Here is a 24,341-nt window from a genome sequence, read left to right as displayed (position 1 = left end):
TTAATTAGAATGGACCTGTAATCGATCTAAAAACAAGGTCCCAGCCAATAAATCTGCACAGCCACCAGGTGACGCGTTATAGGAGAGAAGCATTCTATCCAATTCTACAAGAGCTCTTCCTCCTTCTAGAGTAGATGAACCACCAACATCTAATACAGTCTTTGCTCCCGCTTTTGCGGCGGATAGAGCCTCCGTTCCTCCCCGGTGCAGAATGCATGTATCATCAAGATGAGCGATGATTGAGAGAAGGGCATCTAATCTAGCAGTTGTTTCAGATAACCCCTTTTTACGAGCACACCATAATACAGGAAGTGCAATAAGGACGATATGAGGGAATCCTTGTTGCGCCTCTCCTGTTGCACCAGAAATGCCGTATTTCTTTTTCACCTTTAATCCATTCGTTATGAATTCGGATGACCATCGATCATTGTATTTGGCTATTTCACCCGCTGTTTGAGCAATCTTCTGAGGGGATACATGTGGTCCATGAATCGCCGCACTTGCTGTTAATAATCCTAAAGCCCAAATGGCTCCTTTATGAGTGTTTACCCCGTTTGTCGTTTGAAACATGATTTGTTCACCACGACGACCGATTTCAGCCAATTTCTCCCGCAAATCCTGACTGGGGAATTGCCCTTTACTTGCTTCAGCCATTTCAGCAAAAGTAGATTGCAGAGCATATGCAGACTTTAGCATTAAATCTATTGACATGTCGGTATGAGCCCCTTTACTCTCCTTATCTACTAAACCGGGTTTAGGGGTAAGCATCGCTTCATCTATGAGTGCTGTTACGGCAAAATGAGCGAGACGGTCACAGAAAAGAGTTTCTTTTTTCCCTTTCTCTTGAACAATCACCATCAATAACAACTCCTGAATTTATCCGGTGGGTTATATAAACCACCGGACCACTCCACGAGATCCTCTACACTTTTGGCGGCTAAAAGAGTCCGTTTTGCATCCGTTCGCCTGATGCCTAAGTCTTCCGGCAGGGCTACAAGTCCATCCTGACGCAATTTTTCAGTACGTTTTGTGTCATGTTTCATTCCGATCGGCGTTACACCCGCTATCGCGGCAAGTGCATGACGACGTTCATCTAAACTTTGGGCTTTATATAAATAAGCAATTCCTTCCTCTGTTACAACATGAGTAACATCATCCCCGTAAATCATAACAGGTGTTGTAGATAAATCAGCGGCACGTGCCACACTAATTGCATCGAGGGACTCCACAAATACAGGAACGTTTCCTGCCTGGTGTGTTTCTACCATTTGAACAACCAATTTCCTCCCACGGGCAAGTTGATCATCACTTGTAACTAAATCTAGCCAAGCAGGCGTTGAATGACGTCTTCCTCTTGGGTCATGTCCCATGTTCGGTGCCCCACCGAATCCAGATAACCGTCCTGAGGTAACAGTAGAAGAGTTACCATATTGATCGATCTGCAAGGAGGATCCTATAAACATATCCGTTGCATACTGACCTGCAACCTGGCTCAAAGTACGATTTGATCTCAAGCTGCCATCACGTCCCGTAAAAAAAACGTCAGGACGAGCTGCCACATACTGCTCCATTCCGACTTCCCCGCCAAAACAGTGGATGCTTTCCACCCAACCACTTTCGATAGCGGGGATTAAAGTAGGATGAGGATTGAGTACCCAGTTTTTGCAGATCTTCCCTTTTAAACCAAGTTGCTCTCCATACGTAGGCAAAAGGAGCTCAATAGCGGCTGTATTAAAGCCGATCCCATGGTTCAAAGACTGAACATTATGCTTTTCATAGATACCTCGTATGGCCATCATTCCCATGAGGATCTGAAGTTCTGTAATATGCTTCGGATCCCTTGTAAAAAGCGCTTCTAGCTTATATGGCTTTTGTGCTTCAACAATAAAATCAACCCAAGAACCCGGAATATCAACACGCGGCAACTCTTCCACGAGTTCGTTTACTTGAACAATTACAATGCCATCTTTAAAGGCAGCCGCTTCAATAATAGTCGGTGTCTCTTCTGTATTTGGCCCTGTGTACAGGTTTCCGTTTATGTCTGCTTTATCCGCCGCTACGAGTACCACGTTTGGAATAAGGTCAACAAAAAGGCGTCCATATAACTCCAAATACGTATGGATTTCCCCCATTTTTAACATTCCATCTTCTATCATTTGTGCCACACGCAGGCTTTGGGGACCTGCGTATGAGAAATCTATTTTTTCTGCCACCCCTCTTTCAAAGATATCTAGATGCTCCGGTCGGGAAATACTAGACATGATCATATGTAGTTGATTCACTTTTTCCGGGTCAACTTCTGCAAGTGAAGCTGATAGGAACGAAGCTTGCTTTTGGTTATTCCCTTCTAAAACGACTCTGTCACCTGGAGAAATTAATAGCTCGAGAGCTTCTACTATTCGATCTGTCGGGATTACCCTGTTCTTCGCTATGTGTTCTACTTTTGACATTTTTATCGCTTTTTCATCCTGACGTTTTGTCCAAGAACATACAGTTTTCTGATTTGTATCAAAGTAAACCATAAAGTACCTCTCCCTTCTCCTACCTATAGATAGTTCAAACTGATCTTGCCTTTTCTCGTTGGATTAAAATAGAAGCTGTTTGTAAGCCATACTCTGAAACAGAAAGTGAACGTGCATCTGTAAATGCACTTCTCGCTAGCTCTGTCAGCACACTCCCGGGCGACATTTCTACATAAAGACGCGCCCCTAATTCAAACAACACAGAAGTGGCATCATACCAACGAACTGGATTCGAAATACTAAGGGCGAGATCTTCCCGAATAGCCCTAGCCTTACTTAATGCCCGAGCTGTACGATTTCCTGCATACGGAATACGAGGCTCATGGAACGAAATTTCCTCAAAAGCTTTCTCTAACGCATCAGAGACAAATTGCAGGAGTGCACAGTGAGAAGGAACACTTACATTTAGGAAATGTGCTTTTCTTGCACCTTTACGGCGGGCTATCTCAAAAACATTCTCGATTGCCGAAAGCATACCTGCGATGGTGATTTGGTCAGGAGCGTTTACATTGGCTAGGAAAACAGGATGGGTAGAAGTAGAGATTTCTTCAATGATGGGTAGTAGGGTGCGCTCATTTAAACCTAACACAACACCCATACCATAACCATGAGGATAAGCGCTTTCCATCAACTCTCCCCGCTTTTTTACCAATAGGAGCGCATCCTTAAAGTTTAGTACTCCTGCAATAACCGCAGCACTGAATGATCCAACGGAATGTCCAGCAACCATATCAGGTGTTGCTCCTTCAGACATCAAAGCGCGAGCAGTCGCCACTTCCGCAGTGAGCAGCGTAACCTGTACAGCAACAGTAGATTGAAGGGCTTCTTCTGTATCCCATAACAAAACGTCTTGATCAAGAACCTCATTGGCTTCCAGCAGAGTCTTTAATATGGACGCATGCTGTGGTAAATCGTGGAGCATTCCGGCTTTTTGGGAACCTTGACCAGGGAATAAAAAGGCCGATTTCACCACATTACCTCCTTTCCTTTAAGGTGATTTTATGAAAGTAGGTTAGTATTTTTGTAGAAATATAAAATCCCCTAACTAAATCCCCTTATTTAACCATTGTTGAATACTTTTTATGACGTCTTGATTATGTTTCTTTAATACTCTGGAAGCATCTAAAACGTTTCCTTGTTTTAATAGTTTTACGATGATTGCATGCTCGGCCACTGATTTTTTTATATTTCCCTCACCCGAAAAAGATAGATTCTGAATTCTTTGGAGCGGATGTTTCAATCGGGAATAAACGTTATGGATTACCTCACTTTGACTCATCTCGATCAGACACATATGAAAAGAGTGGTTTAATTGTGTATAAACACCGATCTCCTTCTGTTCTTGCATCTCTACTAATAGAGATTCCATTTTCTTAATAATGACTGAATCCACTCCGCATTCTGCTATTCGTTTCATTGAAAGTGATTCCAGCATGATACGAATTTCGAGTAAATCATGAATTTCTCTCGTAGTATAACCTTTTACAACCGCACCTTTTCTTGGAATTTTTTCAACAAGTCCTTCCATTGTAAGCAAATAAATAGCTTCTCTTACCGGGGCTTTACTAATTCCAAATTCTTCTGCATATGAAAGTTCAATAAGTTTTTCTCCAGGTTTTAATTCCCCGGTTACGATTTGTTCTATTATATGTTCTGCAATATGGTTGGAAAGCGCATTTTTCTTAAGATCTATAGTACTCATAGGGTAACCTCCATTAGAAGAATTACTATTTGGTCGACTGTCGTTTTGATTATACAACATAAAATAATACTATTCAATATTTTCGGAATATTATAAAAAACAGATTGCAATTCTAAAACATTGCGATTAATATAATGATAGAAATATAGTCGACTGTTGAATCTTTTGTTTTGTAAGCGTATTCATTTTAAAAGGAAGAGGGTGTATATAGGGTTCGATCCGTTTTCTGTATATAATCATTTTTCTGTCGGGGGACAAGTCTCAACTATTCTTCCTACATCATGTCCTTCCCCCTAACTTTAAAAATTTAAAAATAGGAGGAAGTTAATATGAGTTTAGAACTTATTAGTATTATTGTACTTTTATTAATGTTTGTGATTGGGGCTTTCTTGCCAATTAACCTTGGCATATTGGGTTTTGTCGCGGCTTTTGTGGTCGGTTCTTTGGTCAGTGGGATGAGTGTTGATGATATCTTTAGCGAATTTCCAGGGGACCTCTTTGTTCTCCTTGCAGGTGTCACCTACCTTTTTTCTATTGTCCAGAATAATGGGACTGTTGATTTGATCACAGGCTGGGGACTTCGCTTAGTTAAAGGAAATCTCGGTTTAATTCCTTGGGTTATGTTTTCACTTTGCACGCTTTTGACCGGTGTCGGTACGTTAGGTCCGGCTGCTATTGCAATCTTGGCTCCCATTTCTATGCGCTTTGCTTTCCAATACAACATTAACCCTCTTTTGATGGGTGTAATGGTTGTTATCGGGTCGACAGCCGGTTCCTTTTCTCCGCTAAATCCCTATGGAGTAATTGTGAATGGTGTCATGGAGTCTCGGAATCTTCCATTCTCTCCAGGAACGCTCTTCATAAATGCATTTATTTATGGAGTAGTCGTGTCGATGCTTATATTTATCGCTCTTGGCGGTTTACGTATGTTTAAAAGAAAAACCAGTACTGAGGTACAAGTAGCAGCTGCCTTAGATATAAATGCTGAAAACAACATAGAAAAACAAGAAAACGGTTTGACATTCTATAAAGGAGTTACACTTCTAGGGTTAGTTGCCCTTGTTGTGTTAGCTCTAGGCTTCAAAGTCAACATTGGATTTGCTGCGTTCATCATCGGATTGGTCCTAGCATTGATTGCTCCCAAACAACAAGCAGCAGTCCTTGGAAAAATGCCTTGGTCGGTAATCCTTCTTATTACTGGAATCGTGACATACGTTGGAGTACTGGAAGCAATTGGAACCATTGAATATGTTACAGAATTAATAGCTAGTGTAGGAGACCCAGTCATCGCGGCTCTTTCTGCGTCCTATGTCGGAGGATTTGTCTCGGCGTTCGCCTCAACTACAGGAATGCTTGCAGCACTAATTCCGCTTGCGGCTCCTATCCTGCAGGATCCGGCTATTTCATCTATAGGCGTTGTCTCTGCGATTGCTATTGCCTCCAGCATTGTTGACTTAAGTCCTTTCTCAACAAACGGGGCGTTGCTTCTCGCAAATGTTCAAGGCGTGAACGAACGAGTGTTTTTCAAACAACTATTACTTGTTACTGCCCTCGTCGTAGCTTTCGGACCAGGACTCGCTTGGCTTATATTTGTGGTGATCGGAGGGTGACAATTTATGCCAATACCGGTTGCAGATGTCGTACACTGTATGCGAAGTGACGTCCGCAACCTGAAAGTATAATAGGTACACTTAGCCATGGAGCTATGATCTGCTTATTGGTTATAAATCCCCCAAGTTCATTGTTATTACATTAGTAAAATACAATAAGATTAAAAAGGAGCTGACTGTATAACCTAGTCAGGAATTGCATCAGCTCCTTAATATCATTCATGAGCGCTTAACTATTATTCAACAAAACCTTCCCCGTACTCTGTCTGCTTTCAATCCACTGATGTGCTATTGCTGCCTCTTCCAGAGAAAAGCGCTTACCAATTTTCATGTCCAGCCGCTTATCCGCTAAATAACGAAGCACCTGATTTGCAGTATCCCGTACTAGGTGTGGCCTTTTCTTTATTGTAGTTCCTAAACTAAATCCAAGGACAGACCGGCAGCTTGAATGCAGGTCCATTGTGTTAAATTGACCTCCATCCCCGCCTGCGCCATTGCCGAAATTAACTAATCTGCCATATCTCGCCAGACAACGGAGGCTATCGTCAGACACTCGTCCAGCAATAGAGTCTAAAATAACATCCGCTCCATGCCCATTTGTTAATTCATTTACCTTTTCAGAAAAATCCTCTGTCTGATAACAAATAACATGATCCGCCCCAGCCTCAAGAGCCGCCTCAAACTTATTCTCATTTCCTACTGTTCCAATCACACGGCCAGCTCCTAAAATTTTGGCCAACTGGATCGCTGTTGTACCGATTCCACCAGCTGCAGCATGAATGAGCACCGTTTCTCCGGGCGCAAGCTTTGCTACATCAGCGAGAAGTTTATATGACGTGAAAGAAACAGTCGGACAGGCCGCTGCTGTGTCAAAATCCACGTTATCCGGAAGTACAAAGGTAAGGTCTTCATCAGCCACTACATATTCCGAATAAGATCCATGTTTAGGAAACGCAATGACTCGTTGCCCAGCTTTTAAATGCTGAACCTCTGGCCCTACCGCCTCAATCGTACCAGCTGCATCCAATCCAGGAATGAAGGGAGGTTGACCTGCACCATGATATTTTCCGTATCTTGCTTTAATATCAGCAAAATTAACGCCAATGGTTGCAACACGGATTAATACTTCGTTTGATTCCACAGAAGGTTCATCCACGTTCATATATTTGAGAACCTCAGGCGCGCCAAATTCAGTTATAACAACCGCTTTCATTTATGATTTCCTCCTAATCTATTAATACTGCTTGTAATAGTTTCTATTAATTCACTTTCCTTTTGACAGGTTCCTCCCCTGGCTTATTGAATTGGGTTATCCGCACTCCTTTTTGGTCGAGGAAAACAAGTGGGTATCCAACCATTAATAGAACGGAGATTAAACAGATTACACCCAGCCAATGAAAGTGTAACCAGAAATAACCGCCAATGGACCCGATAAGGCTTGATCCAAGGTAATAAAAAAGCAGATAAAGAGATGAAGCCTGTGTTTTGTATTTTACAGCCGTGTCTCCAACCCAGGCACTCGCGATGGAGTGGCTGGCAAAAAAGCCAAATGTGAATATACAGATTCCTATTACTTTTATCATTAAAGGAGGAACCAGTGTAAGGATGGCCCCTCCAGCCATAATGCCTAATGAAATTTTCAATATAAAGGAACGTCCATACTGATCTGCTTTTTTCCCCATATAAATCGAGCTAAATGTGCCGCATAAATAAACTACAAAAATAAATCCAACAAGTGTTTGGCTTAAATTGTAAGGCGGTTCCACGAGTAAGAACCCTATATAATTGTATAAGGTTACAAAACCGCCCATTAACAAAAGCGAAAGAAACATCAAGGCCATTAAATGTCGATTATGCAGGTGAGCTTTATAGGCTGCACATGCAGTTTTCCAGTCTAGCATCTTTTTTGCAAACTGACGGGGGGCAGGAAGCATATGCGCAAACAAAACACTAAAAATTAACGATAAAACTCCTATGGCAGCCAAGGCTATTCTCCAAGAAAAAAAGTCTGTAAGAATCCCTGTTACAATTCTTCCGGTCATTCCTCCTATTGTTGTTCCACTAATATATAATCCCATAATCTTCCCAATTCCTTTGGGATCAAATTCTTCCGTGACATACGCCATCGCAATTGAAGGGACGCCTGCGATAAAGATTCCTAACACTGCCCGAAACATCAATAGTGTAATAAAATTAGGACTAAACGCAGTTAATAAGCCAAAAATAGAGGTACAGACCATGGACAACACCATTATCTTCTTTTTACCAATTGCATCAGATAAGGCAGCCGCAACAAGCATCACAATGGCCAGCAAGCCAGTAGTCAGAGATAACGTTAAGCTGGCTACAGGTGCTGAAACATTAAATTCTCTTGCAAAATTGGACAACAATGGCTGTGTTGTATATAGAATGGCAAACGTGACAAACCCTGCAAAAAATAATGAAAGGCTAGCCGATCTATATTGTTTGGTCCCTTTTTGAATGTAGGTCACGATTCTCTCCTCTTTCCTATCATAGAGGCCTAATTGGGCTTAGTATAACTTTCTAAGAGTTTAATAGGCTGGCAGCATTAAGTTTTTGAACAACCGCTTCCCCAACTTCTTGAGTGCTTGAAGACCCGCCAATATCTGGTGTCAGCACTTCCCCCTCGGTCATCACTATTTCCATTGCCTTTAAAACTCTTTGCCCCCAATCTTCGTGGCCGAAGAAATCTAACATCTGACTCGCAGACCAAATCGACGCCAAAGGGTTGGCAATTCCTTTCCCAGCAATATCGGGTGCAGAGCCATGGATAGGTTCGAACATCGATGGGAATTCCCTTTCAGGATTGATATTTGCACCTGCTGCAAGCCCTAATCCACCTGCAATTGCTGCACCTAAATCGGTCATGATATCTCCAAATAAATTTGAAGTCACCACCACTTCAAAACGCCATGGCTGCTTCACAAAGAACATGGCAGCCGCATCGACTAAATCCGAATGGGTTTTCACATCAGGGTACTCTTTTGCTACTTCCTCAAAAATCTGATCCCAAAAGACCATTGAATAATTCAAGGCGTTTCCTTTACTAATGCTTGTCAGGGATCTTCCTTGTTTTCTAGCTTCTTCAAAGGCATAGCGAATAATCCTTTCTGTTCCTACACGGGAAAATACCCCGGTTTGCAAAACGACTTCATGAGGCTTTCCTTCAAATAGCCAATCTCCAGCACCAGCGTACTCTCCTTCACTATTTTCCCGGATCACCAGCATATCAATATGTTCACGTGTTACATCCTTTAGCGGGCAAGGTGCCCCATCCAGCAACGTAATCGGCCGAAGGTTTACATACTGATTAAACCCTTTACGAATCTTTAATAACAGATCCCACAAGGAAATGTGATCGGGTACGCCGGGATAGCCTACAGCACCAAGGTAGATGGCATCAAACGATCGTAGCTGCTCTAATCCGTCATCATCCATCATCTTTCCATGTTTCAAGTAGTATTCACAGCTCCACGGAAAGTGAGTGAATTGAAACTCAAACGACCCATCCATACTTGAGACCTGGTTTAACACTTTAATCCCTTCGTTCAATACCTCTGGCCCAATGCCATCTCCAGCGATAACGGCGATTTTATATTGTTTTTTCATGGGTTTATCTCCTCTACTATAGTTGTTATAGGCCGTGCTCTTACAAAAGAACCTACAGAAAAAGGATGGCAATATAGCACCATCCCTTTTTCGTTTACCTTATAGCAGTTCCACTTTCTATAAACTTTCCTGAAAGCAAATGTCCTGCATTGGGAACCGCTGTGTTAAGGTTTAATTTATTTAGGATTTGATATACGGTAGACGTTGCAGCTGATAAAACCGGAAGCCCTAAACGATCTTGTACCGTTTGAATAGCTGGGAGGGAAGGCATCTGAACGCAAGCTGATAATACAACAGCGTCCGCCCCCTTTGTATTTAAACGGTCTGCATGCTCAATCAGGTTTAGAGGGTTTAAACGCCCAACTTCAATATTATCAGCTACTTCCAGACTGATAGAGTCAATGACTTCGATACCTGCTGTATTCAAATATTCAATCACCATATTGGTTAGAGGTTTCATATACGGCGTGATAATTGAAACCTTTTTCGCTCCAATCGTTTGAATACCTTCTATTAATGCCCCTGCACTGCTGACGATAGGAGCTTCTCCCCCATTTTCTACGGTCGCTTTTCCTAAACGCCCTTCAGAGATCTCATGATACCCCGGCCCTTGGCACATGATCGCAATCAAACAAGCATAAGCCAGCACATCACAGCGTGCATCAGAAAGCTCCACGGCACAGCGGTCACTTTCCACATCCATCTTCTTTAATTCTTCCGGATTGACATGCATCATACGCATCCGGGCGGAATGAAAGGTAAACGTTTCGTTCGGTTCGATTTGTTGTCTAGAGTTAAGCATTGCTGGAATTTCTGTTTCCATCGTAGTATTTGAACTTGGCACGATTAATCCTACTCGGAAATTTTGGCTCATTTGTAATTCACTCCTAAATTTTTATTAGCGTTGCGTTCTTTGACTTTCATTTTTAATAGATTTCAGCGTTTAATGGGCTACTCGCTTTAGTAAATGCTTTATGCGTCGACACCCATTCTTTTGGCAAGATAGGGTTCCAAACCGCCTGCCGACACCATATCAATTAAATGCTCAGGCAATTTTGTTCCTGATATTTCAGTTCCTTTTGTATGGTTTTTAATTTTTCCTTCAAGCAGGAAAATTTCAATTTCATCCCCTTCATCAATGGATGATGTATTGCCAACCTCAACAACAGGAAGACCGATATTTATCGCATTGCGAAAGAAAATACGCGCGAAAAAATTTCCTACAATTGCCCCGATTCCAAGTTCCTTTAAAACCATTTGTGCTGTTTCCCTGCTTGAGCCTGAACCAAAGTTATCCCCGACTACAAGGATGTCCCCCGGTTTTACCTTTTTTGAAAAATCGGCGTCAATGGCTTCCATTGCGTGCAGTGCCTGTTTTTCAATCGGCAAACTCATATATTGCCCTGGAGAAATAATGTCCGTATTGATGTTATCACCGTATTTCCAAACACGTCCTTTAATGCTGGAGCTCATAAGCTTCTCCCCCTATGTATTTTCGAGGATCGGCAATTTTCCCTTCTATTGCCGTTGCTGCAACGGTGGCTGGGGAGCCAAGATAAACCTCTCCTAAAGAACTGCCCATTCTCCCTTTAAAATTACGGTTGCTCGAACTCATAACCACTTCCCCGTCGCCAATAACACCACTGGTAAATCCGCCACAGGCACCGCAAGACGGCATGTTAATAATACCGCCTGCTTCAGACAAAACATCAAGAATTCCTTCTTTATTTGCCTGGTTCCATGCTGATTGAGAAGCCGGTACCACGAGAAAACGGACATTTTTTGCAATCTTTTTCCCTTTTAAGATTTTGGCTGCTTCACGCAAATCACTTAAACGTCCATTGGTGCAAGAGCCAAGATAAACCTGGTCAACCTTTGTTCCTTCTACACTTGAAATCGGATGCACATTATCAATTTCATGAGGGCAGGCGACTTGCGGTTTCATATCAGACGCGTCATATTCCAGCACTCTGGCATACTTCGCGTTTTTATCGCTTTTCAAAATATTAATCTCGTTTTCATTTACCCCTTTTTGAATCAGAAAATCAATCGTTTTTTGATCTGGTTCAATAATTCCCGTTTTCGCTCCTGCTTCAACTGCCATATTACTGAGAACCAGTCTTTCCTCAATCGTCATATTTTTAATTAAATCTCCCGCAAACTCTAGCACTTGATAGGTGGCACCCGCATGGCCCAAATCTTTAATGGTTTTTAAAATTAAATCTTTTGCATAAACTCCTTCGGGCATTGTCCCATTCCAGACCACTTTAATGGTTTCTGGAACTTTTAACCATGTTTCTCCTGTTAAAATAACGCCGATCATTTCCGTTGATCCGATTCCAGTTGCAAATGCTCCTAAAGCTCCAGCCATGCATGTATGAGAATCCGTTCCCAGAATTAATCGTCCTGGTCTGACTATGCCGTGCTCCACCATGACCTGGTGACAAGGTCCTTCATTTTCATAAAAATGAGTCAAATTGAATTCGCGAGCCCAATCCCTGGTGAATTTTAGTATATTCGCCTGGTGAACCGTTGTAGGCGGTGTACAATGGTCATTGATCACTACAACCTTTTCTTTATCAAACAATTTACCGCCGAGCTTTCGAAATCCTTTGTCGATCAAACGAGGTCCAAGCAAATCATGCATCATTGCAACATCTACATTGGCCCAAACAATGTCACCGGCCTTGACTTCCGATTGTCCGGAAGCCTTCGCCAGTATTTTTTCTGCTATTGTCATTCCCATTACACTCTATCCCCCAATTGCTGCTGCTTGTTTAAATATGAGTTATGATATATACATATTTTCAAGCAGTTATTTTCCTACCAAGGTGTTCCCATCAGCACAAATATGAGCCATGCTAGACCTGGTCCAAGAGCGATAAAGAGACCGGCAATGAGCAAGAGCTTCCTGAAAAATAACCGCTCATTGACACCTTGCACATTCGCGACCATTAGCGCTCCATTTGTTGAAAACGGGCTTATATCAACAACACTGGCAGCAATTGATAGTGCAGAGACTACTCCAATGGCGGACATTGACGGATCCTGCAAAATAGGAGCGGACAGCGGAATAACTGCCGCCAGGAAACCTGTTGTAGAGGCAAATGCAGAAATAATTCCCCCTACATATGACGCCATAAGAGATGCAAGTACGGGATTACCCACGCTCGCTATTTGATCGGTCATGTAGTCCATCGTTCCGATTTTTTCCATTACTCCTACGTAGGTCATGATTCCTGTAACCATGATGATCACTGCCCATGGCATCTGCTTCATAACATCAGCTTGCTTTTTGGGAGCCATCAATGCCAGTACCAAGCCGACCATAAATGCCCCAAAGCCCATATTCATTTCGAGTGCAATAGCCAGCGTGATGAGAAGAGCTATGCCCGCAAGCGTCGCTATTTTATACCATGTTGGGTTGTTTTCTTTTGAATTGTAATTTATGTTGGAAGAATTCCCCTCAACCGTGGCCGCGGCTTCCTTTTGAGCAGCCGTGTGGTTTTTCAGCAAGCGGATTCCGCCGAAAGCGACGAACACAACGATAGAAATTAACAGGTAAAAGATAAAACAATTAAGAAAGAGCATTAATGGTGAATGCGGGATCTTTTCTGCATGCATGATACCGTTAACGACTAAGCCAAAGATGTTCAGCGGAGAGAACGATCCGGCGTACATCCCCGTTGAAATCAATGTACCCATAAGAATGGGATTAATTTTATACTGGTAAGCCAATCGTAATGCGATTGGGAAAAGAATCGGGCCAATAGCAACCGTCGACGCTCCTACAGCGGCCAGCAAGGCACTGAGTGAAAACAGAACCCATGGGAGCAAGCCGACGTTTCCTTTAACCAAACGGAGCCCGCCCGAGATGATTAAATCAAGCGTGCCGTTGTTTAGTGCAATAGCAAATAAGTAGGTAACCCCTGCAAGAAGAATGAACATGTCAACCGGAAAGGCGGCGTATAGTTCATCAACGCTCAGTCCGCTGACAAAGAAACCGACGACAAAAGCTGCTGTAATGCCCAGAATCCCCATGTTAACGGAGATGATCGAGCCAATGATGAACATACCTAAGAGTACGATAAGTGTGATGAGTTCTAAACTCATTGATTTTCCTCCCAAACTTTACTTTTTTTAATTTCCGCATTTAAAGCGCTTTCCAATAGGAATACGTTTATGGATTTTTGTAGATCTTTATAAACCCATCTTCCCAGTGTCTGTTTTTTCAAATAAATGATAGAACGCATTCAAATCACTCTTAATGTGATTACTCATCTCTTGCTCGGCTTTAGTCGGATCTTTTTCGATGATTGCCTGGAAGATCTGCTCATGTTCATCAAGGTAATTCTTAACATTTGAAGTAATATAATAGTCCCGTAGAATGTTATTGCGCATATATAAGCTCTTGGTTCTGATCGTTTCCAGCAACCCGATCAGCTGATTATTACTGGAAGCTCCGATAATCAGTTCATGAAACTGTGTGTTTAGTTCAATCAGTGTTGAGGGGCGACCTGCGGACAAAGCTTGTCTTGAATTCGCTAAAACCTCTTCAATTTGTTTTTCAAGAGACTTTGTGATGTTTGTTGCCGCTAACTTTGCACCTAGTGATTCCAACTTCTCCCGACATTGATATAAATCAATGACATCTTGCAGTGTTGGTTTAAAAACACGGATAGCGCTTTCATTTTGAACTAAAAGTCCGTCTTTCAGGAGCATTCTGATCGCTTCTCGAATCGTTCCTCTGCTTACCCCGATCTTTTCCGACAATTTTATTTCTACCAAACGTTCCCCAGGTTGATATTCCCCTTCCAAAAGGAATTTCAGAAGAACCTGATAGGCTTGCTCATGAAGCGGCTTTAAACGTAAAATTCCCATCCGTTTTTCTCCCCCCTATTCAATGATTGAAAATTTTATTGTTTACTGTCATCCGTCGACAATAAAAGGCATCAGCCTCCGCATATTTTGAAATATTCAGTCTATTTTAATAATATACAGTTTTTGTTGTTAACCGTCAACCGTCAACATTATAGTTTTTCAGGGAATGTATAATCTGAAAAATTGACTATAGGAATTCCGGCGAAAACTAAAGTAGATGGCTTAAGAGAATACAAGGTGTACGGAGGCTAAAGTATTTATCTATGAATAAGCGGATAGTTTATCAGATCACTTGATACTAGATTGCTGGAATTGTGTTAATTGTTGTATATGGCCTGTAAGTTTTCTTTCTGTCATCTCTTTCACCAGATTTACACAATTCATGAGTTTATCGAAATCAATTCCCGTTTCTATCCCCATTTCATGCAGCATATAGACAAAGTCTTCCGTTGAATCATTGCCTGCCGCCCCGGGTGCAAACGGACAGCCACCCAAGCCGCCTATTGCTGTATCAAATGAAGATACTCCGGCTTGCAGGGCAGCTAGAGCATTCGCTTTGGAGAAACCGTATGTATCATGAAAATGAGCAGTAATTTTTGCTATGGGAGTACTATCAAATACCCTGCAGAAAAGCTCATGGACCTGTCTTGGGTTAGCACGACCTATCGTATCGCAGAGGACTATTTCGTCGACTCCATAGGTCTCTAAGGTTCTCACGATTCTTAATGTTTCCGCTTCCTCTACAAGACCTTCATATGGGCAGCAAAATGCAGTTGAGATGTGAAATCTGACAAAGTAATTTAAATCTTTGGCTTTCTCAACCACAGATCTTAATTGCTGAAGAGACTCTTCGATGGACATCCGTACATTTTTCATGTTAAAGGTCTGGCTTGCACCTACCACCAGAGCAAGGCTCGTTACCCCTGATTTCCTTGCTAGATCAAACCCCTTTTTGTTCGGGATTAAGGCCATATATTGGACATCTTCGCGTTTTTCGATATTTCGGTATACTGTATCGGCGTCTGACATTTGTGGAACGTGCTTTGGCGATACAAACGAGGTCGCCTCCATTCGTTTAACGCCCGTTTCACCTAAAGCGTTGATCAATTTTATTTTCATTTCTGTTGGGATAAATATCTTCTCATTTTGAATTCCATCCCTTGGTCCAGACTCTATTATTTCAACACGTTTAGGTAAGTTCATTCTCTTTCCCTCCAGTCACTACTATATGCCTTAGCTTTTTAATCTCAGGGACTCATGGTCCGATATGACTCCTGAATCTTTCCATTCCGTGTATTGGAGGTCTGATACTCCTAATGTTTCTTTAAGAATTTGTTCTGTATGCTCACCTATTTTAGGGCCTGCCCAATTAATATTTCCAGGCGTCTCACTAAACTTCGGCACGATACCCGGCACCTTTAACTTGCCTAGACCTTCAACGTCCATTTCACTAATCATTTCCCGTGCCTGAAAATGCGGATCAAGAAACATATCTTCTACACTATAAATCGATCCTGCGGGGATGTTATATTCATCAAGGATCTCTAATGCCTCACCTATTTCCCTCTGAATCGTCCACTCCCCTATTACACTGTCCAGAAAGTCGGCATGCTCTGCCCGTCCGTTGTTTGAGTCGAATCGCGGATCGTCTCTTAGATCTTCTCGTCTGATCGCTTCCATAAGCCTTTTAAAAATGCCATCGCCGTTGGCTCCGATCACGATATATTTTTCATCCCGGCAAAGGTATGTGTTCGAAGGTGTAATTCCAGGCAATGTACTGCCTGTTCTTTCACGAACAACGCCAAATTTGTCATATTCAGGAACGGTACTTTCCATTAAGCTGTATATAGCTTCATAGAGAGCGACATCGATATATTGCCCCTGTCCTGTATTGTTTCGGTGATAGACTGCCATTAACGCTCCCATTACAGCATACAGAGCCGTAACCGAATCTCCGAGACTAATCCCAACCCTAGTAGGAGGTCTGTCTGGATAACCGGTTAAATAACGAATTCCTCCCATTGCCTCGCCGATACTTCCAAAGCCCGGTTTGTTGCGATAAGGCCCATCTTGACCGTAGCCTGAAACACGGACCATGATGATTTTAGGATTCACTTTCTTCAAGTCCTCATAACCAAGTCCCCAATTTTCCAAAGTACCCGGCTTGAAGTTTTCGATTACGATATCTACCTCTTTGGCTAATTCCCGGATAATTTCCTGTGCCTCGGTTTTCTTCAAATCCAGTGAGAGACTTTTTTTATTTCTGGATTGTACATACCACCATAATGAGTTGCCTTCATGCAGCAGCCTCCATTTACGAATGGGGTCTCCCTTGACCGGAGGTTCTACCTTGATTACCTCAGCTCCAAAATCAGCCATCAAGCGTCCGGCAAAAGGACCGGCGATTAGACTTCCCAGTTCTAAAACCTTGAGTCCTTTTAATGGCCCGCCTTTTTGATTATTTGTTGTGAATTCCTTAAACATTCCCCTCACCTCTTTAGATCTATTAATTTCGAGAAAATATGATAGCGTTTGCAAAGTTCCTCGTACTAATTTCTCTTTAACATCAGGATTCAATAGTTCACACCATCACACTATTGTGTATTTTCTGATAAATCAAATATACATGGTTGTCTTGTAGGCTGTCAACAGTCAACAGTAAACATTTATGCTCGTATTTTCTCCGAAAACTTGGACTTATCATTGAATTAATGTAAACTAATTTCATTAAGGTAGTCATTGAAATGCATATTAGACATCTACTGGCTTACCCAAAATCATGTCATCTACCGCAAGTAAAAACGACGCATTTATATAGAGCAGGGGGACTAGTATGAGAGAGATAAAGAAAACTGAACTGCTTCATAGTCAGGTTTACCATATTGTTAAAACCATGGTTATGGAGGGGGAGTTTCGTCCAGGTAAACGTTTGGTAGAAACAAAAACAGCAGAAAAACTTGGAGTGAGCAGAGGAACCGTTCGAGAAGCCTTCCGGATGCTGATAAAAGATGGCTTGCTTGTTCAAGACGAAGGAATGGTGTTTGTGTACAATCCTGGTCCCCAAGATATTTTAGATGTATATGAATGTAGAAAAAGCCTCGAGTCTCTGGCAATTAGACTCGCGGCAAACAACATAAATAAAGAACAATTAGATCGATTGCAGCTTATTGTTGAGGAATCCAAAGAAGCCGTAAGAATGAATAATTCCGAGAAGCTCACTACTTTAAATCATGAATACCACGGTATTATCGTAATCGCATCACATAATAAACAACTGATTCAATTGTTTGATGTGATAAACGCTAAAGTCCTTTATATTCGAAACTGTATTCTAAAAAACCGATTTAAAAGTTTTGAGGAATTTGTTGAAGATCACGAACGTATCTTTTCAGCACTTAAGGAAGGAAATCCAGCAGAAGCAGAAAAAGAAATGCTTTCACATATCGAAAAAAGCCTTGAAGTAGCCAATACATCGATTAGTATATAGGTTAAATAAGAAATTTCTTTAGCAACCGTAAGAATACGAAACTGGCCAAAATGAAACCACCTCAGCTTTTGCTGAGGTGGTTTTAGTCACCTTCTCGGTGGCTTTTGGTTAGTGGTGGTTTACTCAGCACCGAGACCCGATTGTGATCGAACTGCAATTTCATTATACTTTGATTCGGAATTATATTCCTTCTCGGTTAAAATGGAGGCTAAAAATGTAATTAGAAATCCAACAGGGATACTTACTAAACCTGGATTGCTTAGTGGAAACCAAGCGTTTTCCCCTGCGAATTGCGGACCCATCAATACTAATAAAATAGCAACAACGAGTCCTCCAATCATTCCACATATTGCCCCAGTAGTAGTGAGACGTTTCCAATACAGTGAAAATACTAATACAGGGAGATTTGCTGTCGCAGCGATGGCAAAGGCAAGACCTGCCAAATAGGCAACGTTAGCATTTTGCAAAAGGAGGGCTAAGATAATGGATATAGCGCCAACTCCAAGTGCGGTAACCCTTGAAACGAATAACTGTTCTTTATGATTTTCTTTTCCATCCCTTACTACCTTAATCCAGAAATCATATGCAAAAGCACTTGACGCGGCTAACGCAAGCCCGGAAACAACTGCAATAACCGTAACAAATGCGACTGAGGATAAAAAGGCCATAAAAAACCCGCCACCAATACTCCCAGCACCTCCACCGACCATCTGAGCCAACAATGGAGCGGCTAGATTTCCACCTTTATCAGCATTCTCGATAGTCTGAACGCCTACCAGGAGAGCAGCACCAAAACCAAAAATAGGTGTCAGGATCTGAAACATCCCAATAAATGTCAATCCCCAAAGGACGCTGCTTCGCGCTTTATTGGCTGTTGAAACAGTATAAAATCTCATTAAAATATGGGGTAGAGCGGCAGTACCAAAAAGCAGTCCAATTCCTAACGAAAGCCGGTCCAATGGATTTTGGATAAGGCCTCCCGGCTCTAAATACTTTGGATCAAGCTGACTAACGGAATGAAATAACGTATTCAGATTAAAGTTAAAATGAGATAGAGTTAATATGGCTAATGTGTAGGCACCCACTAACAATAAAACAGCTTTTATTATTTGTATCCAGGTCGTTGCTAACATCCCGCCAAACATTACGTATAACGTCATTAAGGAGCCTGTAATGATAATGGCAACACTTGAGGGTATGCCGAAAAGTAAGCGGATTATCACACCCGCTGCAATCATTTGTGGAATCATATACAATAAGCTGATAATAAGCGTATTAAAAGCAGCGGCACTCCTTACCGGTTTTTCCTTTAAGCGAAAGGAGATGATGTCAGCAAATGTATATCTCCCTGTATTTCTAACAGCCTCAGCTATAATAAAGAGAACGACTACAAAGGCGACATACCAGCTTATCGAATAGAGAAACCCGTCAATTCCTTTGAATGCGATTAGGCCCGAGATTCCCAGAAAAGCTGCTGCACTCATGTATTCTCCCGCGATGGCAAGTCCATTTTGCAGCCCTGATATACTTCTGCCTGCCGCATAGAAATCTGTTGTATTCTTGACACGATTGGCAGACCAGTAGGTAATACCCAGTGTCAAAGCAATAAGACAAATAAACATGATAATTGACAAACGACCCAACCCCTCCGTTAAAAAATATCGTAATATTCAGATAATTTTTCTGCTAATGTTCCATTGAACTCTCTTCTAATTTTGAGCTTTTTCTACGACCGTTTCACGTAGTGAATCAATCTTTTTTCGTGAATACCTAATATAGGAATAACATAGAATCCATGCTACCGGTATCTGAGAAAGCGAATGTAGATAACCTACATTAAGTGATCCGATAACTGGTTTTGAAGCGATTTCAGGAAAATATCCTTGGATAATCAGAAGCAAGCAATAATAGGCGGTGAAAAAAATAAGTGCCGGTATAATAAAACCCCGTTTTGCTTTTACAAGCATTCTATATTCAGTGGAGTTATAGAGTTCGTCCCACTTCACATTATCAGGATTCAGGTTTTTATCATTCGGCAGTGTTTTTTTAATACTGGAATTAATTGACATTCAACAACCCCCCTTTTTAATTTATAGAAGATCAGGGAGTAAAGTATTTCCTTCACTCCTTTTACTTCCATTATGGTTCTCATGCTTTTTGAAGGTCCGAACTATTAGATGACAAAGTTTCGAGGTCTGAGTTAGCGTTATTGATTAAATGATCAGTTAATTCATCATTTTCTATGCTTAGTGGGACATGGGAACGCTTATCCATTTTTAATTGGAAAATGTCAAACCTATTGTAGTATCCGACAATATCATGTGCTTGTTTGAGTATAATGCTTTCGCTGATATCTATTTCAGCTTCAACCATACCTTCTTTTCCTACCAACGGTTCTCCAATCACGTCGCCTGTTGGCCCTACAATCAATGAAACTGGCTGCGGGGCATTGCGTAAAATCGACTCAATATTGGAATCTCCTTGAGATACCTGTTCAATTGCGTCCTCATCTAGGACACCGGAAGATACTATATTAAACACTTTTCCTTCGAATGCGTGGGCAGCTGCTCTCAATGTAATGGCATTTGTTAAATGATAACTCTTACCAGCCTCTGGTCGCTGAAATGGCCAGACAGGAGGGTAGCAGGAGATGTGCACTTGTTCTCCCTGGGCTAAGAGGGCAAACCTTGATAATGTATTGGTATTCTCACCACAGATCAGTGCTCCTATTTTGCCAAGCTCCGTATCCACAGGGTGCAATTGTGAGGCATCACCATTTGCCCATGTTAATTTTTCTGCCCATGTTGGAACAAGTTTTCTATGGCGATTTAGAAGCTGGCCTTCTCTATTAAATAGGAGATTCGTATTCCACATAGCTCCCATACTAATACTATCCTTTTCTGTTATCCCTACTGAAAGGAATACTTTGTTTGATTTTGCTATTTGAGCTATTTTTTTATAAGGGGCACTTCCAATCGTAAGCGCGTTATCAAACAGGCGTCGGTAGAAGTCATGCTGATCAATGGGGGCATACACAATGTTCCACACCGGGAAAGCAGGGATATACGATTCGGGGAATACAACAAGATCCGCACCTTTAGAGGCGGCTTCCTCGACTAAGTCCTCCATTTTTTCAATCGTTGCATCCCTATCTAGAAAAACAGAAGATGCTTGGACTGCTACAGCACGAAATTTGGGATAGGTATCTCTTGGCATAGAATTCATCCTTTCGAAATTATTTTTCTTTTCATTGTTAATACTTGCAAGAACCGTGCCAACTCTATTTTGAGCTTTTGCCGATCACCTCAACAATAAACGATTTAAAATTGACTCGTTTCCTTTATTTATCTGAACCAATAGTGAACTCGAGTCAATTTTGGTTCAGCAAATCGATTTCTAATTCTTTCATACGGCGAACCAATGTTGATTGGCTCATTTTCAACTGTTTGGCAGCCTTTCTAGTAGACTTATATTCTCTTAAAGCTTCCTGAATATAACTCTTTTCAACTTCTTTTAATTTCAGCTTGAGGCTAAAATTATTATCAAAATTTATTTCATTCGTATCAGGGAATAAATCATTCACTTCGGCCAGTGGTCTTGAAGCATTTTTTTCATGATCAATAGAAGACTTACTGAATAATGATAAGATATTTTCCTTGTTTATCTTGTTCTCTTCCGATAGAACCACTAAACGCTCCACTATATTCTGCAACTGTCTTACATTCCCAGGCCAATCATAATGACATAAAAAGTCGATACTCTCTAAATCGAATCTTTTCTCCATTGAATATAATTGATTATACTTATTAAGAAAAAAGTGAAGAAGAAAAGGGATATCGTCCTTCCGCTCCCTTAACAAAGGGACTTCAATCGGTATGACATTCAAGCGATAGAAGAGATCTTCCCTGAACTTCTTGTTATTGACCATAGCATCCAGGTTACGATTAGTTGCAGCGATCAAACGAAAATTAATGTGATTTGTTTTGGTCCCACCTACTCGCTGGATTGTTTTATCCTGAATCGCTTGTAAGAGCTTGGCTTGAAGCGAGAGCGACAATTCACCAATTTCATCTAAAAATAGAGTCCCCTTGTCTGCCAATTCAAAGTAACCAGGCTTTCCACCCTTACTTGCCCCTGTAAAAGCTCCAGTGTCATAGCCAAATAACTCTGACTCCAATAAGTGTTCAGGAATTGCACCGCAATTCACCTTTATAAAAGGGCCATTCTTTCTGGAACTGAAATTATGAATACTTTTTGCAAGTACGTCTTTCCCTGTGCCGGTTTCTCCTGTTATTAATATGGTCGAGTCGAAAGGTGCAGCACGTTTAACCAGAGCCAAGACATCGTTCATCTTTTTACTATTTGTGATAAACCCTTCTATCTTGGTTTCTTTAAGTCGCAATTCCATTAGTTCACTCTCGTAACGCTTGACTATTTCTTCATTCTTTTTGATCTGCTCCTTTAGAAGAGTTAATTCGGTAATATCTCTAGAATTACAAACTACTCTGATAATCTCATTGTTTTCATCGAATATGGGATTACCTGTCGCAATCATTACTTTCCCTGTTCTCGTTTTTTGATAAACAGTCACCCGTTTACGACTTTCCAAAGCTAATCTAACTACAGAAGGGCGAAATACCCCTTCCTTTTCGATATCAATAACATTCCTGCCAATTAAATTTGAAGACTTTATGCCAAAGTTACGTTCACTTCCCAGACTCACCCCTAAGGTAACACCGTTTCCATCACTTACATATATTCCATCATGAGAATTGTTGAAAATTGTTTCCAAATCAAGGTTCTTTTCCTGTAATTTCCGCCACTCTGTTATATTTTGAAAAATTGCCAAGCAATTATTTGCTTCTATTAAAAAAATCTTAACTACAACGTTGACATTTAATGTTAGAAAGAGCGGCAGTTCTTCAAGATCAAAGCTGGAAATCCATTCCGTACCTATCTCTTCCAGCAATTGTCTTACATCAGAGGAACAAGAAAATATTGAATTATTTTCAATAGTGGCAAAGCCAATTATAGTATCAGGTATATTCATACTTATCCTCCTAAGATAAATGGTCATAATATTATAATAATTAACTTCTATTATATTTACCATAGAGCATGTCCAGTTCTATATTGCACCTGACCAATTCCTTGAGAAGCATCCCCTTCAATCTAAAGGATTGAACTCCTCCCTGTTGTCATTCATTCTTCCACATATTACACAAATTAAGGTTATGATGAGGATAAGAAATAAAAAGGTTGGTGAATACAATGAGAAAAAAGAATACTATCTCCTTAAAAGAATTAGTAGTTAAAAATAAAACGACCCGAAGGTGTGCTCAATAATTATACAGAAGGCAAAGTGGTAAACAGTCTGTCATTTGCTGGTACATTTCATTGGCCGTAATCATTCAACATTTTAAGTACCTCTTGTTGATGCATTTTTCTATAAATGTAGAATGTAAAACAAGTGTAAATAAGAACAGTTGTTAATTTTTCTGGTTAAATAATTAAATCTAAAAACCCCCGACACACTTGATGTCCGGGGGTTAGGATGATATATATTGTTCAACAAATTTCTTTTTAAGTATTCTTTATTTTAAAATAAAGTTTGTTGTATATGTGTTGATTTCATCACTTTTGTCTCATGTACTAACTCTTTTCTTGGCTCTTTACTACCATTGATCATTGATTCTATACTTGCAACTGCTTTTAACACGGTATCAATACTGATATTAGGTATATACTGGTTTTCGATTAGATAACCTTTCAAATATTCAGCAGATGGATTTTTTATTCCCATTCGTTCACATATGAGCCAACATACACTTTCAGCTTCGAATTCTTCTTCATTTATATTTAAATTTCTCCTATCTGGCCACCACTTGGGATTAGGCGTACCCAAATGTCCACAATATAAATGTCCTAATTCATGAAGGATTGTTGCAAATTTCGTTTCTATTGGATGTTTTCTATTAACAACAATGTTATATAAAATATTTACTAAATATTCTTTTTTTCCATGTATCATTTTTGACTTTGTATTACTATGGTTTGTCTGAATAAATCCTGCACTAGATGTTCCATGTTCAGTTTCACAATATAAAATTCCATCCCTCATAAGATTGGATAATAAATTATTAAAAACTGTTTTTTTAATACTTCCTTTAACTTTAAATGGGTTTAACAACTTTTCTGGAAATGGATCTTCCCCTGTCGTATCCCCTAAATCAAAAACAAAAGAAACAGGACCAAATGGACGTAAGATAACTAAGGGTCTTGCTCCAGGATTTATTGTTCGGTTAAATCTCCTTTGCCACTCCATTGCTGAAGCTACATATCGGCTCCCAGGTTTTTGAATGTGTAGTAACATCGCATTATATGGAGCAATATTTGGAAATTTTTTAATAAAATCAAAAAGCATCTTTATTTCTTTACTTTCCCTGTAAGTCCCAATCTCATAAAACAGTTTGTCTAACTCTGGTAGACTCTTATTTTCCATTTTTTTA

General features: G+C 40.8%; 21 protein-coding genes. 2 read left to right on the top strand and 19 right to left on the bottom strand.

Features of this window, described 5'->3' with window-relative positions; all coding sequences use genetic code 11:
• From P4361_RS17925 to P4361_RS17910, 4 genes are all read right to left on the bottom strand, one after another.
• Window positions 1–858 carry a triphosphoribosyl-dephospho-CoA synthase gene (locus P4361_RS17925; protein ID WP_328090328.1) on the bottom strand — a complete coding sequence of 286 codons (858 nt, stop codon included), beginning with the start codon at window positions 856–858 and terminating at the stop codon, window positions 1–3.
• Complete coding sequence (gene mdcA / locus P4361_RS17920; protein WP_328090327.1) at window positions 858–2,522, bottom strand: malonate decarboxylase subunit alpha; 1,665 nt, start codon at window positions 2,520–2,522, stop codon at window positions 858–860. The genes P4361_RS17925 and mdcA overlap by 1 nt, the downstream gene beginning before the upstream one ends.
• 34 nt (window positions 2,523–2,556) lie before the next feature.
• Complete coding sequence (gene mdcH / locus P4361_RS17915; protein ID WP_328090326.1) at window positions 2,557–3,492, bottom strand: malonate decarboxylase subunit epsilon; 936 nt, start codon at window positions 3,490–3,492, stop codon at window positions 2,557–2,559.
• A gap of 75 nt (window positions 3,493–3,567) precedes the next feature.
• Window positions 3,568–4,224, bottom strand: coding sequence for a GntR family transcriptional regulator (locus P4361_RS17910; protein WP_328090325.1), 657 nt, complete (start codon window positions 4,222–4,224; stop codon window positions 3,568–3,570).
• Window positions 4,225–4,553: 329 nt separating this feature from the next.
• Between P4361_RS17910 and P4361_RS17905 the strand changes: the two genes are divergently transcribed.
• Complete coding sequence (locus P4361_RS17905) at window positions 4,554–5,834, top strand: SLC13 family permease (RefSeq protein WP_328090324.1); 1,281 nt, start codon at window positions 4,554–4,556, stop codon at window positions 5,832–5,834.
• Window positions 5,835–6,063: 229 nt separating this feature from the next.
• Here the strand turns inward: P4361_RS17905 and P4361_RS17900 are convergent, their stop codons facing one another.
• The 10 genes from P4361_RS17900 to P4361_RS17855 form a co-directional block, all read right to left on the bottom strand.
• Complete coding sequence (locus P4361_RS17900) at window positions 6,064–7,047, bottom strand: NADPH:quinone oxidoreductase family protein (protein ID WP_328090323.1); 984 nt, start codon at window positions 7,045–7,047, stop codon at window positions 6,064–6,066.
• Window positions 7,048–7,093: 46 nt separating this feature from the next.
• Complete coding sequence (locus tag P4361_RS17895) at window positions 7,094–8,326, bottom strand: MFS transporter (protein ID WP_328090322.1); 1,233 nt, start codon at window positions 8,324–8,326, stop codon at window positions 7,094–7,096.
• Window positions 8,327–8,378: 52 nt separating this feature from the next.
• Window positions 8,379–9,464, bottom strand: a complete 1,086-nt coding sequence (locus tag P4361_RS17890; RefSeq protein ID WP_328090321.1) for a tartrate dehydrogenase — start codon at window positions 9,462–9,464, stop codon at window positions 8,379–8,381.
• Between the two features lie 94 nt (window positions 9,465–9,558).
• Complete coding sequence (locus P4361_RS17885) at window positions 9,559–10,338, bottom strand: Asp/Glu racemase (RefSeq protein ID WP_328090320.1); 780 nt, start codon at window positions 10,336–10,338, stop codon at window positions 9,559–9,561.
• Between the two features lie 98 nt (window positions 10,339–10,436).
• Complete coding sequence (locus tag P4361_RS17880) at window positions 10,437–10,937, bottom strand: 3-isopropylmalate dehydratase (RefSeq protein WP_328090319.1); 501 nt, start codon at window positions 10,935–10,937, stop codon at window positions 10,437–10,439.
• Window positions 10,921–12,210 carry a 3-isopropylmalate dehydratase large subunit gene (locus tag P4361_RS17875; protein WP_328090318.1) on the bottom strand — a complete coding sequence of 430 codons (1,290 nt, stop codon included), beginning with the start codon at window positions 12,208–12,210 and terminating at the stop codon, window positions 10,921–10,923. Before P4361_RS17875 ends, P4361_RS17880 begins: the two co-directional genes overlap by 17 nt.
• 77 nt (window positions 12,211–12,287) lie before the next feature.
• Complete coding sequence (locus tag P4361_RS17870) at window positions 12,288–13,577, bottom strand: SLC13 family permease (protein ID WP_328090317.1); 1,290 nt, start codon at window positions 13,575–13,577, stop codon at window positions 12,288–12,290.
• An 87-nt stretch (window positions 13,578–13,664) separates the two neighbouring features.
• Entirely contained in the window at window positions 13,665–14,345 is a 681-nt protein-coding gene (locus tag P4361_RS17865) for a GntR family transcriptional regulator (RefSeq protein ID WP_328090316.1), read from the bottom strand.
• A gap of 288 nt (window positions 14,346–14,633) precedes the next feature.
• On the bottom strand, window positions 14,634–15,548 hold the full coding sequence (locus P4361_RS17860; RefSeq protein WP_328090315.1) for a hydroxymethylglutaryl-CoA lyase: 915 nt from the start codon (window positions 15,546–15,548) through the stop codon (window positions 14,634–14,636).
• A gap of 30 nt (window positions 15,549–15,578) precedes the next feature.
• The gene (locus tag P4361_RS17855) at window positions 15,579–16,829 is read right to left on the bottom strand and encodes a CaiB/BaiF CoA-transferase family protein (protein ID WP_328090314.1); all 1,251 of its coding nucleotides are present in this window, start codon (window positions 16,827–16,829) and stop codon (window positions 15,579–15,581) included.
• A gap of 349 nt (window positions 16,830–17,178) precedes the next feature.
• Between P4361_RS17855 and P4361_RS17850 the strand changes: the two genes are divergently transcribed.
• On the top strand, window positions 17,179–17,832 hold the full coding sequence (locus tag P4361_RS17850; RefSeq protein WP_328090313.1) for a GntR family transcriptional regulator: 654 nt from the start codon (window positions 17,179–17,181) through the stop codon (window positions 17,830–17,832).
• A gap of 119 nt (window positions 17,833–17,951) precedes the next feature.
• On the opposite strand, the gene P4361_RS17845 is transcribed toward P4361_RS17850, so the two are convergent.
• The 5 genes from P4361_RS17845 to P4361_RS17825 all read right to left on the bottom strand — a co-directional run bounded on the left by P4361_RS17845 (window position 17,952) and on the right by P4361_RS17825 (window position 24,334).
• Window positions 17,952–19,475, bottom strand: coding sequence for a solute symporter family protein (locus tag P4361_RS17845; RefSeq protein ID WP_425590281.1), 1,524 nt, complete (start codon window positions 19,473–19,475; stop codon window positions 17,952–17,954).
• A 66-nt stretch (window positions 19,476–19,541) separates the two neighbouring features.
• Window positions 19,542–19,901, bottom strand: coding sequence for a DUF485 domain-containing protein (locus P4361_RS17840; RefSeq protein WP_328090312.1), 360 nt, complete (start codon window positions 19,899–19,901; stop codon window positions 19,542–19,544).
• Between the two features lie 79 nt (window positions 19,902–19,980).
• The gene (locus P4361_RS17835; RefSeq protein ID WP_328090311.1) at window positions 19,981–21,048 is read right to left on the bottom strand and encodes a carbon-nitrogen hydrolase family protein; all 1,068 of its coding nucleotides are present in this window, start codon (window positions 21,046–21,048) and stop codon (window positions 19,981–19,983) included.
• A 154-nt stretch (window positions 21,049–21,202) separates the two neighbouring features.
• Window positions 21,203–22,882, bottom strand: coding sequence for a sigma-54 interaction domain-containing protein (locus tag P4361_RS17830; RefSeq protein ID WP_328090310.1), 1,680 nt, complete (start codon window positions 22,880–22,882; stop codon window positions 21,203–21,205).
• A 549-nt stretch (window positions 22,883–23,431) separates the two neighbouring features.
• Window positions 23,432–24,334 carry a hypothetical protein gene (locus P4361_RS17825; protein ID WP_328090309.1) on the bottom strand — a complete coding sequence of 301 codons (903 nt, stop codon included), beginning with the start codon at window positions 24,332–24,334 and terminating at the stop codon, window positions 23,432–23,434.
• Window positions 24,335–24,341 lie beyond the last annotated feature (7 nt).

Origin of the sequence: Fictibacillus sp. B-59209 (assembly GCF_036216745.1) — a bacterium.
Lineage (GTDB): Bacteria > Bacillota > Bacilli > Bacillales > Fictibacillaceae > Fictibacillus_C > Fictibacillus_C marinisediminis.
Note: the sequence above shows the minus strand (reverse complement) of the source record. Positions and strands in the feature narration are given on the sequence as shown.